Raw genomic sequence first — 16,075 nt, 5'->3', positions numbered from 1 at the left:
GAATGCCCTCATCGATGCTATCACATCTAGTCTTTATATCGTAAGACATACGTCTATAACTACATTATCGCTATAGCCACTCCATGGTGATTTTCATTCTCTAGCTTTACGATATTTTCCACCAAACAATATCTCTCTAGGCTAAAACGTAGTGAATTACTCTTCCATATCAATGCGTTGACTGTATAATACAATAATTTACATTTATTTTCAAGCGAAAAATGTAATTTTTTTCATCATTAATGTAAAAAAGAAGAGGACCTATACCTCTTCCATAATCTGATTAATTGTATCGATGACTCGACTTGTATTTTTTCCATCCGTATATACCATGTACTTTATTTGGAAATAAGACAATTTATCATAATCATAATTTTTAAATTCTAACGCCTTGACGAGTTGATCTTCATCTGTACATACTGGTCCTGGAAAATCATCAAAATCAATGTTCAATCCAATATTATGTTTATATTCTTTTACATCAGGAATGTAACTAATCATTGGTTTATTTAATAAAGAGTAATCAAATATTACGCTTGAATAATCCGAAATCAAACAATCACTCACTTGCATCAATGTATACAAGTCTTCCTTATTCATATTCACTCCACCATTACATTGAATATCTCCAAGTAATGGATGAAATTTATATAGAACCACGTAATCTTTTACTTTTGTGAAATCAAAAGACTGAATTTTAAAACCATCAATAATGTTACCCCTAAAAGTAGGTGCATACAAACATAATTTCTTATCTTTTAATTCTGGATATTTCAAAAAGAACTCATCTCTTTCATTTCTATTTAATAAAGTATCAATTCTTGGCATTCCAGTTACTAACACTTGATTTGTATTTACCCCAAAAGCTTGTGAATATGGTTCCTTCCAATATTCAGCATTACATAGAACATAATCATAATTACGTACAGGATATTGTCTTTTAATTTGATTACCAAATTTTTTCACGGCTCCACACGCGTGCCAAACTTGTAGCACTTTGACATTGGTTGGTTTCATATGACTAATCACATAGTTATTGTCGTTTAAAATCACAAGACTTGATTTTTTTATTTCAACTAACTGTTTTAAACAATTCAAGAAATATTTAAAATCACCCCATAGATTTTTTTCAAACTTTAATAATATATAATGAATATCATACTTATTCTCGTGACGTAATTGTTTATCGATGAGTTTAAAATCACCTGACAATTCACTTTGTGTTAAACTAATAAAAGTAATTCGATTCTTTTTAGGATGCACATAAAAAGTTAAAACGTCCACGACCCATAAGGCAACATTTAAGATTATTTTGCTTAATCCCATTTTATTGCACCGCCTTATATAAAATATCTACTACTCTTTTAGAAGCATTTCCATCTTCATGATTATTAAAATAAAGATTAAAATCATTCAATTTAGAATAGTCATAAACTTCATTTTTTATATCCATCAACATTGTTTCTTCATCCATATAGATTTCGCCTGGAATGTCCTTATGAATATCTAAATAGAATCCTCTTAAGTCTGTCGCATATTCTTTTAAATCATACATATAGAAATAGATGGGTCTTTTCAATATCGCATAATCAAAGAAGACGCTTGAATAGTCCGTAACCAATACATCACTAATCACATACAATTCATTGATTTCTGCTTGAGCAGGAATGGAATACAAAAATCCATCTAATTCTGGATCATCTTTGAAGGTATTAATGATTAGATAGTGTGGCTTAAATACAACAATTGTATCTTCACCTAAAATTTCTTTCCATTTTCTAAAGTTTGCCTTCAATTCAAAAGTATATCCTGCAGAAACATAAGAATTATCTCTCCATGTTGGTGCATACAATACAATTTTTTTATCTATAGGCAAATGATACTTATTCTTGATCGTATCACATTCTTCTTTTGTTGCATTCGAAATAAAATCATTTCTAGGATATCCTGTTTCAATCAATCTTTCTCTATTGATTTTAAAAGATGTTTGAAAAACTTTCGTACAGAAGGCATTTGGACTGATCATATAATTGTATCTTGCGACATCTACATCATAGGAATGGCACATCTGTTCATAACTGACACCTGAACGATAAAATGTAGTATCTTCACTCACATCAATATCATGAGCTAATCGTTTTAATGGTGTTCCATGCCATGTTTGTAGGTAAACCTGATTTTCCTTTTTAAAGATATATGTAGGTAATTTGCAGTTCACTACCCATAATTTTGCCTTCGATAAATAATAGAAATAAGGAATGCTGAAATATTCCTTTATTTCAGCTCCCTCAATATGCAATTTTTTTTCTTTGTGATTCTTTATAAACCAAATAAAATGATATCCATCAAATCTTGGATCTTGTCTCATCTGTTCATAAATAGCTTTAGGATTATCCGAATAGCCACGACCATGGAACGATATAAATATGGCAAGCTTATCATCTACTTTAAATAAACGATAGGTTAATTTATATGCCAAGCGAATGCACTTTCCTGCAAACTTTTTAAATGGTCTTAAAAGCTTTATCAACATGGCTATCCTCTCCTTTTTTACTTAAATACTTCTTCTACAATATGCTTTGACGCATTTCCATCGTCGTAACAACAGAAACGTTTGTAGAATTCTTCGTAACGTTCTTTATATTCTTCATTTATTTGATCAATATTCAAAATTGCATCCACAACTTCTTCACTCGTATACAATAGTGGACCAGGAACTTCTGTATTCATATCAATATAGAATCCACGTAACTGATTCTTATACTTTTCAATATCATATGTATAGAAAAGTACTGGTCGTTTCAAGTTTGCAAAGTCAAAGAATACACTTGAGTAATCCGTGATACAAATATCACTGATCAAATAGATTTCACTGATATCATCATATTTACTTAAATTGTACACAAAGCCTTCAAGACCTGTTGTATCAATGTTATCTGCGATATAGTGGTGTGTTCTTAATAAAACAACATATTCATCCGATAATTTTTCCATCATCAACTTCAAATCTAAAGCCAACGTAAATTTGTACTCCCCTTTTCCATAGTGCTCATCATCACGCCATGTCGGAGCATATAAAATCGTTTTCTTATCTTCTGGAATACCTAGTTTCTTTCTTAGGTCTTTGGCAATTTCATCTTTGTTTGGCCAATATAAAATATCATTTCTTGGATATCCATATTCAAGCATCTTGCCTTCATACATAAAACAGCTTCTAAATGTTTTCGTACTAAAAGGATTGGCACTCACTAAATAATCCCATTCTTGTCTTTGACGATAGAACTGCTGTTTATATTTTGGTGATGCAGAAGTTACTTCTTCTTGATCAAATACAAGACGTTTCAATGGTGTGCCATGCCAAGTTTCAACAAATATTTGTCCTTCTCTTTTGCGATACCACAATGGTTGTCTTACATTAAATACAAAATATTTACTTACAGCTAAATAATAAGCATATTTGAACGAGAAACGTTTTACGACTTCCGCTCCATAAGGAACTTCATGACCATCATTCAATGCCCATACACACTTGTATTTTCCTGGATAATTTTTGGCAATGTATTCATAAATATATTTTGGGCTGTCCGAATAGTTTTTAGCCATAAATGTCTCAAACAGAATCACATTATCTTGAATTGGTTTTTTTGAATAAATGTGATAATAAGCTAATTTAAATAATACATTCTTATTTTTGAAGACCCTAAAGAATTTTTTAATTCCTAATTTTCTTCGAACGCAGCTTTGTACTCCCTTTAAATCACGATTCTGTAAACAAGCCACCATCTTTTTCGAATTACGCTTATATCGATTCATCACTTCTGGACGAATGCCATCGATTGTTTTAGCAATTCTTTCAAAATAGTCTGTACGCCATAGATCATCTTGGCTGCGACGGATTCGTTTAGACATTTTAGATACAAAGTAAGATACAATTTTACGATCTAAACAAAAACGCACAACACCCTCTTCTTTTAAAAGTGTACGTGTATATTCAACCGCATCACATCTTTCATTAAAACGATTGTCATTTTCTTCCTGACTCAAAGCAGGTTCGTTAATTGGATCATTGTGTTTACGTTTTACATAAATCGCATCTTCCACTCTTAAAGCTGTATTTAGCTTTTCTAATAGAGGACACATAAATGTCATATCACTGTAATATCTGAAGTTCTCATTAAATTTAAAATTATTTCGAACGACAAAATCACGATTATACAAATTGCCTAATACAGTAAAAGTTCGGATACCTCTACGATTGTCCATTGTATAGAAAATAGCCTGAGCTTGCTGCTCATCTTTTTCATAGGATGCGAATGAAACAAAATCAGAAAGCTTATTTAAGCGACGCTGTTCTCTTTCTTCTTGATCTTCTTCATCTACTTCCTCATTTTCTACTTTATGAAGATAGTTGGCCTTGTTGTTCCAAGTGTGATTCAATACACCATTAACCATATCTACATCATGATCCATAGCTTTGATCATATTTTGTAGAGTATCTTCTAAAACATAGTCATCGCTATCTAAAAAGTAAAGGTAGGCACCTTTAGCTTGTTGAATTCCAACATTTCGACATGCAGCTACACCTGTTACACCTTCTGGCAATGTATAAATGCGCATATCAAAAATAGAATTATATTCTTCTAATAAATCGTCAATATCTTCAGTTGGATGATCTAATACGACAATTAATTCAAAATCTTTAAATGTACTTTGTGCTAAGTTTTGTAGACATTCTTTAAAGTAATGTTTGTACTTAAAAAAAGGAAGGATAATACTGATAGTACGCATATTAACCCTTCAATTCCTCTTTCAGCTGTGTTGTACTGATACCCTCAGTTCTTGGCAAATAAACAACTTCACAATAATCCTTTAAGAAATCAAATTTTCCTTTCCAATCATCACCCATGACGAATACATCTACATTATATTTTTTAACATCTTCGATTTTTTGTTCCCAGCTTGTTTCTGGGATTACCTTATCGACATATTTAATAGCTTCTACAATCTTCATACGATCTGTATCTTTGATCTTACAAACTTTATTTTTACCCAAATTAAACTCATCACTACTTACCGCTACAATTAAATAATCCCCTAATTCTTTTGCACGGCGTAATAAATTTAAATGGCCTACATGAAATAAATCAAAAGTTCCATATGTTATTACTGTTTTCATGAGTTATAAACCTCCCTATATAAACACTGTAATTGTAAACTATTTTTGATAAATTGAAAAGGAGTCACTAAAACTCCTTTATTAACCAAATAATTTTGCGATGCCCTTCTTTTCTTTTTTAGGTAATAATCGCTTCTCAAATTTTTCATCCAAGAATTTTTTCTTTTCTTTTTTACTCATAGCCTCTAACTTATCCACATAAACCGAATAATCATCACAAACCTTGTCAATATCTCCCATTTCAACAAGTTGCCCACCTTCGATCCACATTCCTGTTTTACAGAATTCACGAACCTGACTTAACGAGTGAGAAATAAAGAAGATTGTTTTTCCTTCTTCATCTCTTAATTTCATCATTCGTTTCATACATTTCTTCGCAAAACCTTTATCACCAACACTTAATGCTTCATCGACAATAAAGATATCTGGATTTAATGCGAGTGAAATGGAGAAGCCTAAACGTGATTTCATACCTGATGAATATTTTTTAACTGGTTGATATAAGAAATCACCTAATTCTGCAAAATCAATGACATCATTCGTGATTTCCTGGATACGTTTCTTTCTTAATCCCATCAAAGCTCCTTTAACGTTGATGTTTTCAAGTCCTGTTAATTGTTGGTTCAATCCTGTGTTAATAGCAATCAATGCTTGTTCTCCATTAATTTTCATCGTACCACTGTTGATTTCAGAAATTCCTGACAACAATAAAGATAAAGTTGATTTACCAGAACCATTGGTTCCCAAAATTCCAACAACATCACCTTTTTTCACTTTGAAAGATACATCTTTTAAGGCATAGAACTCTTTTTTATCTGTTTTATATTGATTGTTTTTATTTCTTAAAGTATAGATTTTTGAAATATTTTCGACTTCAACAGCATATTCTTCTTTAGACATAAAAGCCTCCTTAAATCATATCAATGAATTTCTTTTTGAAGGTATACATCAAAAAGCATCCTAGCGCAAAAATTGCAAAAACCAAACACCAGAAATAAAGTGTAATTGCAGGATGATCAAAAACATTTCTTCCATAGAATACAGCATCTCTATATCCTTGAATAATGTAATAGATTGGATTTGCCTTCACAAGCTTATTTAAAATACTCGCAAATGGAACATCCGGTTTAAAATGACAATCCCATAAGATTGGAGAAATATACATCAACATACGCATGATTGAAGAAATAAATTTCTTTACATCACGCCACAACATAGTAAGTACAGATAATACAAGCGAAATCGCTTCTCCAAGCATAAATGCACAGAACATATAATAGATGATCCATAACCAATTTAGATTTGGATACCATCCGCTTAAAATCAAAGTGATAAACGTGATAATCAACATCACAAAGTGATTAAACAATTCTTTTAAACAAACAGTTGCCGGTAAAACAGATACAGGGAACTTCATTCTTGTGATGACATTTGTTTTTGAGAATACCGCAGAACACCCGTCTACAATGCATGGGCGGATATACCACCATACACTAAATGCCACAACAAGCCATGGTAAATATTCTACTGTGATGCCTCTATATGTCTGTGCTTTTCTTCCCCAGGCAATACCAAAAACTAGCCAATATGTGAAAACTTGGATAGCGGGAGAGGCAAAGTTCCAAAAAATACCAAATTTTGAATCTCGCATATCTGACAACAATTCATACTTTGCGATACAGAAAATACGATAAACATTTGAAAAATTCTCTTTTATAACATATGAAATGCTTTTAAACATATAAAAATTCTCCTTAACAACTTCTAGTTTATCAAATTTTTCACAGAAAAAAAATCTGCATGACGCAGATTTTCTTGCATTCCTTCTCCTTTCCACTTTAATTCTAACAATTCAATGTGAATTTATTGTGAAAAGAGCGCCTTTTATTCGTTTTCTTCTTCGTCCATTTCTTTTTCTACTTCGTCTAATTCATCTTCAATCAATTCTGAATCTTCTTCATCCTCATCATCTTCATCGATTGCGATAGAATCTGTATCCATAACACTTTCTGAATACGTGTGACGTGAACGCAAATCCCAAGTATTTTGTGACATGTTCAAGAAACGTCCGTCTAAAGATAAATCTGTATAAAATTGAGCAATATTATCTTCAAACTGCGTTTGATTAAATCCCATTTCCTGACTTACATCTTTCCAAAGATCAACAAATGGCATAGATCCATTATTATTTGTCAATACTTGATATGCAACTTCAATCATAGACTTTTTCATAATTCAATAAAACTCCTCTTAATACTTACATTGATTCAACGGCTTCAACACCAATACATTCTAATGCGTTTGCCAAAACAATTTGTGTTGCCTTTACTAAGGCTAGACGTTGTGCGCTTAGTTCTAAATTATCACGATCTACAACTTTACATGCGTTATAGAAACTGTGGAACTTACTAGCTAAATTTTGAATATAGTGACACATTTTGTGAACTTGACGAGATTGAGCAGTTTCAACGATTACTTTATTGAATTCTTGTAAAGACTTCATTAATTCAATTTCTTTTTCGTTTGTCAAATCTTCAAAACTTGTTGCCAATTCAATATCCTGTGCCTGTTTTTGAATAGAACACATACGAGCATGAGCATATTGTGCATAGTAAACTGGGTTTTCATTTGATTTCTTAGTTGCCAATTCAATATCGAAATCTAAATGTGAATCCAATGCACGTTGTACAAAGAAATAACGAGCTGCATCAACACCTACTTTATCGCATAGTTCATTAATTGTTGTTGCATTTCCTAAACGTTTTGACATCTTCATTTCTTCACCATTTGATACTAAACGAACCATCTGGATAATATCAACATGCAATTTATCCGCATCATTTCCTAATGCTGTCATACTTGCTTTTAAACGAGGAATATATCCATGGTGATCCGCTCCAAAGAAGTCAACCAACATGTCAAATCCACGTTGACATTTATCGTTGTGATATGCGATATCTGGAACTAAATATGTTAATGAACCATCTTGTTTTCTTAAAACACGATCTTTGTCATCTCCAAATTTTGTAGTTTCAAACCACAATGCTCCATCTTTTTCGTATACATATCCTTTTTCGTTTAATTCATTGATAGCTGCTTCTACTTTACCAGCATCACGAATGCTTTGTTCACTTGACCAAACATCAAAGTGTACACGATAACGATCTAAGTCTTTTCTAATTTTATCTAATTCAAATTTGATTCCTTCTTTTCTGAAGAATTTCAAATTCTCTTCTGTTGGTTCTAAGTATGTTTGTGGATATTCTTTCGCCAATTCATATCCTTTTTCTTCAACATCCTTACCCATGTATCCGTCCTGACCAATTTCAGTTGGAATTCCTTGTGCCTGACGATAACGAGCATTTAATGATAATGCTAAGTTTGTGATCTGATTACCAGCATCATTCACATAGTATTCACGAGTTACATCGTATCCAGCTTTTTTCATGATACGAGCACAACTATCTCCCCATGCAGCTCCACGAGCATGTCCTAAGTGTAATGATCCAGTTGGATTGGCACTAACATATTCCAAATCCACTTTAATGCCGTTAGCTGGCTGTTGTCCATAGTTTTCTTTCTGAGCTAACACTTCAGAAATAACTGTACTAAAACGGTCTTTTGATAATGTAAAGTTCAAGAAGCCAGGTCCTGCAATTTCTACGTTAGAAACCATTTCCAATGAGAATGCATCTAATATACTTTGTGCAATCATTCTTGGATTCTGGTGTAATTGACGAGTTAATTGCATCGCAACATTACTTGAGAAATCGCCGTGATCTTTATTTTTTGGTGTTTCAACCACAATGTTTTGTACATCTAAATCTAAATCAAATGCTTTTTTTACTGCATTTTGAATGGCCTGCTTTAATTCAACTTCAATTGACTGCATATGTCTCCTCCTTATTTATATATAGTACAAAGTGAAATTCTTGTTTTTCATTCCCTTGTATAAGACTGTATTTAACTTCTACACAATTTTCATCTACATCATAATGACTTGTATGACAATCCAAATCTATTTTTCCAAATTCAGTTTCTATGTGACCTTTTGTTTGACTATTTAAACGTAGTGTCAAATTCACAATAATATCCGATTCGCTACGAATTACCAATCCTTTTTTCCAAATTTTCCATTCGAAATGATGTGTATCATTATTAAAAGAAACTAATAGACCTTCATTACCAGAAAAGTCAATCTTAGCCTCTCCTTTATACAATGTTTGATTCGAAATTTTATCAAATAAATGTACCTGATTTGTCATAGCTAGTGCATAATATCACACTCTGATTTTTTTGCAAGAAAATTTATTAAAAAACATAACAATTTGATGAAAATATACCAAAATTAATCTAAAATTCTCTTTTTTTTATAAAATTACACTATTTTTTCACAAGTGAAAACGGTAACACATCACATGTTACCGTAGTTTTTAAAGTATTTCTTTTGGAAAATAAATACGCTTATTTGTTTGATTTTTCATCTTTAATAATGCCTTAACAATCTGTGAACAACTCGATAAAGATACCCGTTCTTTTTTAGAATCTAACATCCATATTATTTGATTCTCATCATTTTCTGTATAAGGCAAATATGCTTTAGAATGTGAAATAGCTTCATAATAGTAATAATCTAAGTCGTATCCGGAGGCCACCAATTTATTCTTGATTTCTTGAATTTGTTGGTGACTTGGATCTTCTATCCACTCAAACAAATGACGATTCAAAATTCGACTTGCGAAATCCTTTAGAATTTCATCTTCACATTCTAGAGCTTGTTGAAAACCATAGAACATTCGATGTTCATCCATTAAATAAAAATCCTTATTCGATAACTCGCCATTCAATAATGGTTCAAATACTTCTATGTTTCGTACTTGTGCATATCGTTTAAAGAATTGTTGAATCATAATTTCATATGATTTGGCATCTGGATGAAGGTACACCTGCCAATACATGTGGTATCTTGCCATAATATAGTCTTCAATACTGTGCATTCCACTCATTTTCACACATAGAGAATCATTTTTTACTCGTAAAGTTCTCAAAATTCTTTCTAAATCGAAATTACCATAGCTTGTACCCGTTTCGTAGGCATCTCTTAATAGGTAATCCATTCGATCCGCATCCAGTTGTGAACTAATCATTTGATACATCATTGGTTTTGAATGTTGATGTGTTAGAATCAACACAATATTTTGTGGAAGAGCCTCATCCTCTTTAATAAGTGCTTTATGAATTTCTGTTTCTGGATCCAAAATTAAATCACAAGTCATTTGTTCATGATGTTTCTTGTGAAGTGTTTCAAAGAAGTGAGAAAATGGTCCATGTCCTAAATCATGCAACAGAGCAGCACATAAAACCTGAATTTTTTCATATTCACTTAAAGTAGCCGCAATTGAATCCACTTCTTCACACATTCGCCTTGTGATTTCATATACACCTAAACTATGAGAAAACCGGGAATGCTCCGCCGTATGATAGATTTGAAAATCCCCACCCAATTGATGAATGCGATGCAATCTTTGAAATTCTTTTGCGTTGATGCAATCCCATATCACTTGATACTTCACATGAATATATCCATGCACAGGATCTCTTAATACTTTGGTTTCATTGGTTTTGTTAAACATGGCCATACCCCCTTTAATGCTTCTACAAGCATTTTATCAGATTTAAAGAAGTTATAGTCATATATATGATCTGGAGTTGTCCAAATATATTCTGAATGCACACTTAATTTTGTTGGTTTTTCATTAGAAGTACATGTGAAACAAGTTAAGTGAATTTCATATCCATCTTGATAATCCACGCTAGAAGCTAAATATTGCACATTGTAAATGTCAATATCACATTCTTCTTTCCATTCCCGAATTAATGCCTCTTCTTTTGTTTCACTTTTCTCAACTTTTCCACCAGGAAATTCAAAGAAACCTTTGCTTGAACCATAATTTCTTTGGGCAATCATCACTTTTCCATCAATCACAAGAGCTCCGCACACAACATTAAGCTTGTTCATCTTCAATTCTTTCTTCATGAATTATTTCAAACAACAGTTGGGCGTTTTGTTTAGAAACTTGTTTTTGAATATCTAATACACGAATTTCAAGAAGTCTTGCCCCAAAACGAATACGAATTGTATCTCCAATTTTTAATTCCGTGCTTGGTTTGGCAACTCGATTATTGACCCAAATTCGTCCTTGTAAAGCTAATTCTTTAGCGGCTTCTCTTCTTTTTAAGATTCGTGCTGTTTTTAAATATTTATCTAATCGCATCAAAACTCTCCTTCTAATTTATCAATAACCTGCACCATCAATTCAATATGTTTCTTTAATCGTTTAGAAATCATGATCTTAATTTTTCCACTCTCTAATTTCAAATTGATCTTTCGACTAATATCATTAATAGCACCAAACAATTTAACACCATCACAATTCTTTGACCATTCAGCACTCATTGTGATTATAACGACGTCATCTGTTTCTTTTAATGATTCAACACCTTCTCGATTCACAAAGAAATCCAGTTTTTTCTGTTCAAACAATTGTTTTACTTCATTTGGAATATGCCCAAATAAGTCTTCAACACGTTTTTCATATTCAATCAATTCAGTAAGACTCTCTGTTTTCTTAATGTGTTGATAGATTTCCAATTTATCTCCATCATTATCTGTGAATTTTTTAGGTATATATCCCGATAACTGAACTTGAGCCACTTTATCATTCTTTTTATTCTCAATTGGCTTGCCTTGCTTTTTCTTAATGGCACTTGCCAACATTTCAAGATATAAATCCAATCCTACATCATCAATAAATCCTGCTTGTTGCGGCCCAAGCATGTCTCCGGCTCCACGAATTGTTAAATCTCGCATAGCCACTTTATATCCACTGCCTAAAGATGTAAATTCTTTAATGGCTTTTAACCTTTTATGTGCCTGTTCTGTCAATTCTTTTTGTGGCTGTACCAATAAATAACAGTATGCGATTTTTTCACGACGCCCAACACGGCCTCGAATCTGATAAAGTTGAGACAATCCAAAACGATCAGCATCATCAATGATCATCGTATTCGCATTCGCAATATCTAGTCCAGTTTCAATAATTGTTGTACAAACTAAAATTTGATATTTCTCTTGTTCAAAATCAATCATCGTCTGCTCAATATCATTCTTATCCATACGTCCATGTGCCACTGCTACTTTGGCATCAGGGAACATATTCTGAATATTTTTAGCTACAGAATAGATATTCGATACGTGGTTATACAAATAAAAAACTTGTCCTCCACGAGATAATTCTCTTTGAATGATTTCTTTCACGACACTCTTTTTGTTTTCCATCACATACGTTTGAATTGGATGACGATGCAATGGTGGTGTATTCAATTGTGAAATCGTACGTACCCCAATCAAAGACATCTGTAAAGTTCTAGGAATTGGTGTTGCACTTAAAGATAAAACGTCGATTGTGTTTTTCATCTCTTTAATTTTTTCTTTGTGCTCAACTCCAAATCGCTGCTCTTCATCAATAATCAATAAACCTAAGCTTTTATATTGAAAAGATTTATTCAATAATTTATGTGTACCAATAATAATATCAACTTGCCCGTCCGCCAATTCTTTTTTAATCTGACTCATTTCTTTTGTTGGCACAAAACGATTCACTACACGAATATTAGCACCTACATTTTCAAAACGCTTTATAAACGTCTGATAATGTTGCATAGATAAAATTGTAGTTGGGCACAGTAAAGCTACTTGTTTATTATTTGAAATAGCCTTGAATGCAGCACGCATAGCTACTTCTGTCTTACCGAACCCTACATCTCCACATAATAAGTGATCCATTGGTTTTGGCTTTTCCATTTCTCGTTTGATTTCTTCTGTAGCTTTCATTTGATCTGGTGTTGCCTCATATTCAAAGGCTTCTTCAAATTCTCTTTGTAGATCATCATCTTTACTGAACGCAAAACCAATATCTTCATTTCGCTTCGCATATAACTCAACTAATCGAGACGCAATTTCTTCAACCTTTTTAGAAACCTTTTCCTTCGTCTTTTTCCATTTGTTAGAACCCAATTGCGATAATTTGATGCCCACACCTTCTTTGGACACGTATTTTCTTACCAACTGAAATTGTGATAATGGGACAAATAATTCATCGCCTCCATTGTATAAAACATGTAAATAATCTAATGTCTTTCCTTTTATTTTTCGCGTTGTAATTCCAACATATTGGCCAATACCATATTGTTCATGTACAACATAATCATTTGGTTCTAGTTCAAGAATATTCTGTAAAATCTGACCTTGTTTAAATGTTTTCTGATAACGCTTAATTTGACTAGGATGATGAAATAATTCCTGTTGTGTATAAACAGAAATATCTTCATATGTAAATCCTTCATAAAAGTCATCTTCAATAAATGTGATATTCCTATGAATTGAATAAGCTTTTAAGGCTTCCTGCACTTTTTTTGTATGTTCCTCATCCAAAGAAATATAAATATTTTCCCCTTTTAGATTCTCTAGAATTTGAATCAATGGTTGATCTGATTTTTCTAATGTCTCTATTTTTGAGAAGATTGGATGTTTAAAATCTAAGAAATCATGGAACATCTGAATCGTATGTTCTTTTTCAAATGTGAATATGTCATGAAACATGCTATATTTAGGTAAATATTGATGAGATTCAACCATTTCCTGAATAAAAGATATCGTTTCCTCATTCAATTTTTTATATCCACTTTCCACTTCTTCCTGACTTGAGAAAATAATGTGTCCATTGACATAGTCAGTTAATTTATTTGCATTTAAATAACTAAAATAAATATACAAATGTGGATCAATATCATAGTTTTCTATAGAAATCTTATCTTTTTCAATATAATCCAATAAAAAGTCATAATCATCTTGAATTAATTTTGCCTGTTGTTTTTCTAATTCAGAATCAATTTCTTTTTGAAGATACTCAATCTGATCATCTGTAAACAATAAATCTGTAGCTGGATTAATCAATACAGAATCAATTGTTTGAATTGTTCGCTGAGTTTCTTCATGAAATAAACGAATGGATTCAATCACTGTATCAAAAAATTCAATACGAATTGGATGTTCATATTCAAGGCAATATACATCGACAATTCCTCCACGACTTGCGTATGTACATGGACGATCTACATAATTGACCTTTGTATAGCCGGCACGATTTAGTTTTTGTTTCAATTCTGCCATCGTAATTTCTTGATCTACTTCAAATTTAAAACAAAGACTTTTAAATAATTCTTTATCGGGTAAGTAACGCAAAAAGGCCGCCGTATTACATATAATAATACGTGGCTTATCTTCTTTCACAAGCTGAGTTAATACATAGAGTTGTTCTTGTTTATCTTCTGGACTTGAAGCGATGGCTTGTACACGCAAAGATTCTTCCATCACAAATAATAATGTATCATTAATAAGTGGTTTCAATCTTTGATAGAGTTGTTGCGCTTCATAACGATTTTTCTTAACTACAATTCGTGTTTGTTTATCCTGCATAAAAGCACTGGCCATGCATAAAGCTTCTTCATTTGGAAATAAGTTACCAATATTATTGCCAAATTGAAGCATTTGTTGAGCTACTGGATTGGACTGTAATTTATTTAATATTGTATCTCTCAAAAATACCACCTTCTACTTCTTATTATACCTATTCATTGTGTCACTAAAAGAGTGTTTTATTGAAAATTTAGCTGCTTTTGCGGCTTGTTCTAAAGCATGATTTAAATCCTCTTGTTGTTCTTGAGGGAATTTACCTAGTACCCAGTCTACAACTGGAATTAATTTATCTTTACCAATTCCTATGCGAATACGATCAAATTCCTGTGTGCCAATATGAGAAATAATACTCTTGATTCCATTATGACCACCAGCACTACCTTTTTGACGCAAACGAAGTTTTCCAACAGGCATGTCCATATCATCATATAATACAAGGATATCTTCAGAAGACACTTTATAGAAATCCATGCATTGTCTTAATGCGATACCACTATTATTCATATATGTGGTTGGTTTTAATAAAATTATGTCTTCTCCATCAATTTTCTTTTTCGCAAAATAAGCCGAAAACTTTTCCTGATTAAAATCCATTTCTAGCATTTGTGCCAATTTATCAATCGCCATAAAACCTGCATTATGACGTGTGTTTTCGTATTCTCTACCAATATTCCCTAATCCAATAATAATTTTCATGAAGCCCTCCTTCAAAAAAATAACGGGATAATCCCGTTATTCTTCATCTTTTCCTGGTGTATATAAAATGTGTAAACGGCGTCCTTCGCCTTCACCTTCACTCTTAGTAGAAATATCGTTCATTCCTGCTAAAGCATTGTGAATTGCTTTTCTTTCATCGGCTGGCATTGGATCTAATACGGCATCTACTTTTGTACGACGTACATCTTTTGCGATGCGAACTGCCATTTTACAGATTTTTTCGTATCTTTCTTCCTTATAACCATTCACATCGATTAAAAGTCCGATACGCTTTTTAAATGCTGCACTTACTGCAGCTTTAACTAAACGATTGAATGCTTGTAAAGACTTACCCGCTTTACCAATCATAATCGCATTGTTTTTTGTATTTACAGTAATACGATAGAAACCATGATCATTTTCAATTTCAACAGTTCCATCTAATTCTGCATTGTCAAAATATGTTTGAATATATGACTTAATGAAATCTTCAATATCTTTTGGGCAATATGCTTCAATTTCAATTGTTTTTCCGATTCCTAAAAAACCACTTTTTTCTTCTGTAACTTCATAATGAAGTTCTTCTTTTGTACATCCTTTAGCATTGCAAGCAGCTGCTAAAGCTTCATCTAAAGTTTTTCCAGTAAATTTAGCAAATTCCATAT

The 16,075-nt window shown here is 32.2% G+C and carries 15 protein-coding genes and 1 other annotated feature (1 of these 16 only partly in view); all 15 genes read right to left on the bottom strand.

Annotated features, from left to right (window positions below; genetic code table 11):
• Positions 1–182: a binding site (T-box leader), on the bottom strand (it extends 62 nt beyond the left edge of the window).
• Between the two features lie 79 nt (positions 183–261).
• Positions 262–1,326, bottom strand: a complete 1,065-nt coding sequence (locus NE544_RS00945; RefSeq protein ID WP_227993729.1) for a CDP-glycerol glycerophosphotransferase family protein — start codon at positions 1,324–1,326, stop codon at positions 262–264.
• A 1-nt stretch (position 1,327) separates the two neighbouring features.
• Entirely contained in the window at positions 1,328–2,533 is a 1,206-nt protein-coding gene (locus NE544_RS00940; RefSeq protein WP_256268022.1) for a CDP-glycerol glycerophosphotransferase family protein, read from the bottom strand.
• Positions 2,534–2,550: 17 nt separating this feature from the next.
• Positions 2,551–4,788 carry a CDP-glycerol:glycerophosphate glycerophosphotransferase gene (locus NE544_RS00935; protein ID WP_256268021.1) on the bottom strand — a complete coding sequence of 746 codons (2,238 nt, stop codon included), beginning with the start codon at positions 4,786–4,788 and terminating at the stop codon, positions 2,551–2,553.
• A 1-nt stretch (position 4,789) separates the two neighbouring features.
• Positions 4,790–5,176: a glycerol-3-phosphate cytidylyltransferase gene (tagD, locus tag NE544_RS00930; protein WP_040466417.1), complete on the bottom strand. Its 387-nt coding sequence runs from the start codon at positions 5,174–5,176 to the stop codon at positions 4,790–4,792.
• 81 nt (positions 5,177–5,257) lie between these two features.
• Positions 5,258–6,076 carry an ABC transporter ATP-binding protein gene (locus NE544_RS00925; RefSeq protein WP_154555299.1) on the bottom strand — a complete coding sequence of 273 codons (819 nt, stop codon included), beginning with the start codon at positions 6,074–6,076 and terminating at the stop codon, positions 5,258–5,260.
• A 10-nt stretch (positions 6,077–6,086) separates the two neighbouring features.
• On the bottom strand, positions 6,087–6,917 hold the full coding sequence (locus NE544_RS00920; protein ID WP_256268020.1) for an ABC transporter permease: 831 nt from the start codon (positions 6,915–6,917) through the stop codon (positions 6,087–6,089).
• A gap of 143 nt (positions 6,918–7,060) precedes the next feature.
• Entirely contained in the window at positions 7,061–7,408 is a 348-nt protein-coding gene (gene rpoE / locus NE544_RS00915) for a DNA-directed RNA polymerase subunit delta (RefSeq protein ID WP_117924481.1), read from the bottom strand.
• Between the two features lie 25 nt (positions 7,409–7,433).
• Complete coding sequence (gene argS / locus NE544_RS00910; protein ID WP_118114414.1) at positions 7,434–9,068, bottom strand: arginine--tRNA ligase; 1,635 nt, start codon at positions 9,066–9,068, stop codon at positions 7,434–7,436.
• A complete protein-coding gene (locus NE544_RS00905) occupies positions 9,055–9,441 on the bottom strand; it encodes a DUF1934 family protein (protein WP_256268019.1) in 387 nt (128 codons plus the stop codon). The genes argS and NE544_RS00905 overlap by 14 nt, the downstream gene beginning before the upstream one ends.
• A 168-nt stretch (positions 9,442–9,609) precedes the next feature.
• Positions 9,610–10,809: an HD domain-containing protein gene (locus tag NE544_RS00900; RefSeq protein WP_256268018.1), complete on the bottom strand. Its 1,200-nt coding sequence runs from the start codon at positions 10,807–10,809 to the stop codon at positions 9,610–9,612.
• The gene (locus NE544_RS00895; protein WP_256268017.1) at positions 10,776–11,195 is read right to left on the bottom strand and encodes a (deoxy)nucleoside triphosphate pyrophosphohydrolase; all 420 of its coding nucleotides are present in this window, start codon (positions 11,193–11,195) and stop codon (positions 10,776–10,778) included. The genes NE544_RS00900 and NE544_RS00895 overlap by 34 nt, the downstream gene beginning before the upstream one ends.
• On the bottom strand, positions 11,182–11,451 hold the full coding sequence (locus NE544_RS00890) for an RNA-binding S4 domain-containing protein (protein ID WP_256268016.1): 270 nt from the start codon (positions 11,449–11,451) through the stop codon (positions 11,182–11,184). The genes NE544_RS00895 and NE544_RS00890 overlap by 14 nt, the downstream gene beginning before the upstream one ends.
• Positions 11,451–14,846 carry a transcription-repair coupling factor gene (gene mfd / locus NE544_RS00885; RefSeq protein ID WP_256268015.1) on the bottom strand — a complete coding sequence of 1,132 codons (3,396 nt, stop codon included), beginning with the start codon at positions 14,844–14,846 and terminating at the stop codon, positions 11,451–11,453. The genes NE544_RS00890 and mfd overlap by 1 nt, the downstream gene beginning before the upstream one ends.
• 3 nt (positions 14,847–14,849) lie before the next feature.
• Complete coding sequence (pth, locus tag NE544_RS00880; RefSeq protein WP_118114419.1) at positions 14,850–15,410, bottom strand: aminoacyl-tRNA hydrolase; 561 nt, start codon at positions 15,408–15,410, stop codon at positions 14,850–14,852.
• A gap of 36 nt (positions 15,411–15,446) precedes the next feature.
• Positions 15,447–16,073, bottom strand: coding sequence for a R3H domain-containing nucleic acid-binding protein (locus NE544_RS00875; protein ID WP_118114420.1), 627 nt, complete (start codon positions 16,071–16,073; stop codon positions 15,447–15,449).
• Positions 16,074–16,075: the final 2 nt, after the last annotated feature.

Source organism: Holdemanella sp. MSK.7.32, assembly GCF_024460475.1.
Lineage (GTDB): Bacteria > Bacillota_I > Bacilli_A > Erysipelotrichales > Erysipelotrichaceae > Holdemanella.
This window is presented reverse-complemented; position numbering and strand designations above follow the sequence as displayed.

Excerpts from the sequence above, each read along its gene's own strand:
- NE544_RS00945 (WP_227993729.1), bottom strand. The coding sequence starts at position 1,326 with ATGGGATTAAGCAAAATAATCTTAAATGTTGCCTTATGGGTCGTGGAC.
- NE544_RS00940 (WP_256268022.1), bottom strand. The coding sequence starts at position 2,533 with ATGTTGATAAAGCTTTTAAGACCATTTAAAAAGTTTGCAGGAAAGTGC.
- NE544_RS00935 (WP_256268021.1), bottom strand. The coding sequence starts at position 4,788 with ATGCGTACTATCAGTATTATCCTTCCTTTTTTTAAGTACAAACATTAC.
- tagD (WP_040466417.1), bottom strand. The coding sequence starts at position 5,176 with ATGAAAACAGTAATAACATATGGAACTTTTGATTTATTTCATGTAGGC.
- NE544_RS00925 (WP_154555299.1), bottom strand. The coding sequence starts at position 6,076 with ATGTCTAAAGAAGAATATGCTGTTGAAGTCGAAAATATTTCAAAAATC.
- NE544_RS00920 (WP_256268020.1), bottom strand. The coding sequence starts at position 6,917 with ATGTTTAAAAGCATTTCATATGTTATAAAAGAGAATTTTTCAAATGTT.
- rpoE (WP_117924481.1), bottom strand. The coding sequence starts at position 7,408 with ATGAAAAAGTCTATGATTGAAGTTGCATATCAAGTATTGACAAATAAT.
- argS (WP_118114414.1), bottom strand. The coding sequence starts at position 9,068 with ATGCAGTCAATTGAAGTTGAATTAAAGCAGGCCATTCAAAATGCAGTA.
- NE544_RS00905 (WP_256268019.1), bottom strand. The coding sequence starts at position 9,441 with ATGACAAATCAGGTACATTTATTTGATAAAATTTCGAATCAAACATTG.
- NE544_RS00900 (WP_256268018.1), bottom strand. The coding sequence starts at position 10,809 with ATGTTTAACAAAACCAATGAAACCAAAGTATTAAGAGATCCTGTGCAT.
- NE544_RS00895 (WP_256268017.1), bottom strand. The coding sequence starts at position 11,195 with ATGAACAAGCTTAATGTTGTGTGCGGAGCTCTTGTGATTGATGGAAAA.
- NE544_RS00890 (WP_256268016.1), bottom strand. The coding sequence starts at position 11,451 with ATGCGATTAGATAAATATTTAAAAACAGCACGAATCTTAAAAAGAAGA.
- pth (WP_118114419.1), bottom strand. The coding sequence starts at position 15,410 with ATGAAAATTATTATTGGATTAGGGAATATTGGTAGAGAATACGAAAAC.
- NE544_RS00875 (WP_118114420.1), bottom strand. The coding sequence starts at position 16,073 with ATGGAATTTGCTAAATTTACTGGAAAAACTTTAGATGAAGCTTTAGCA.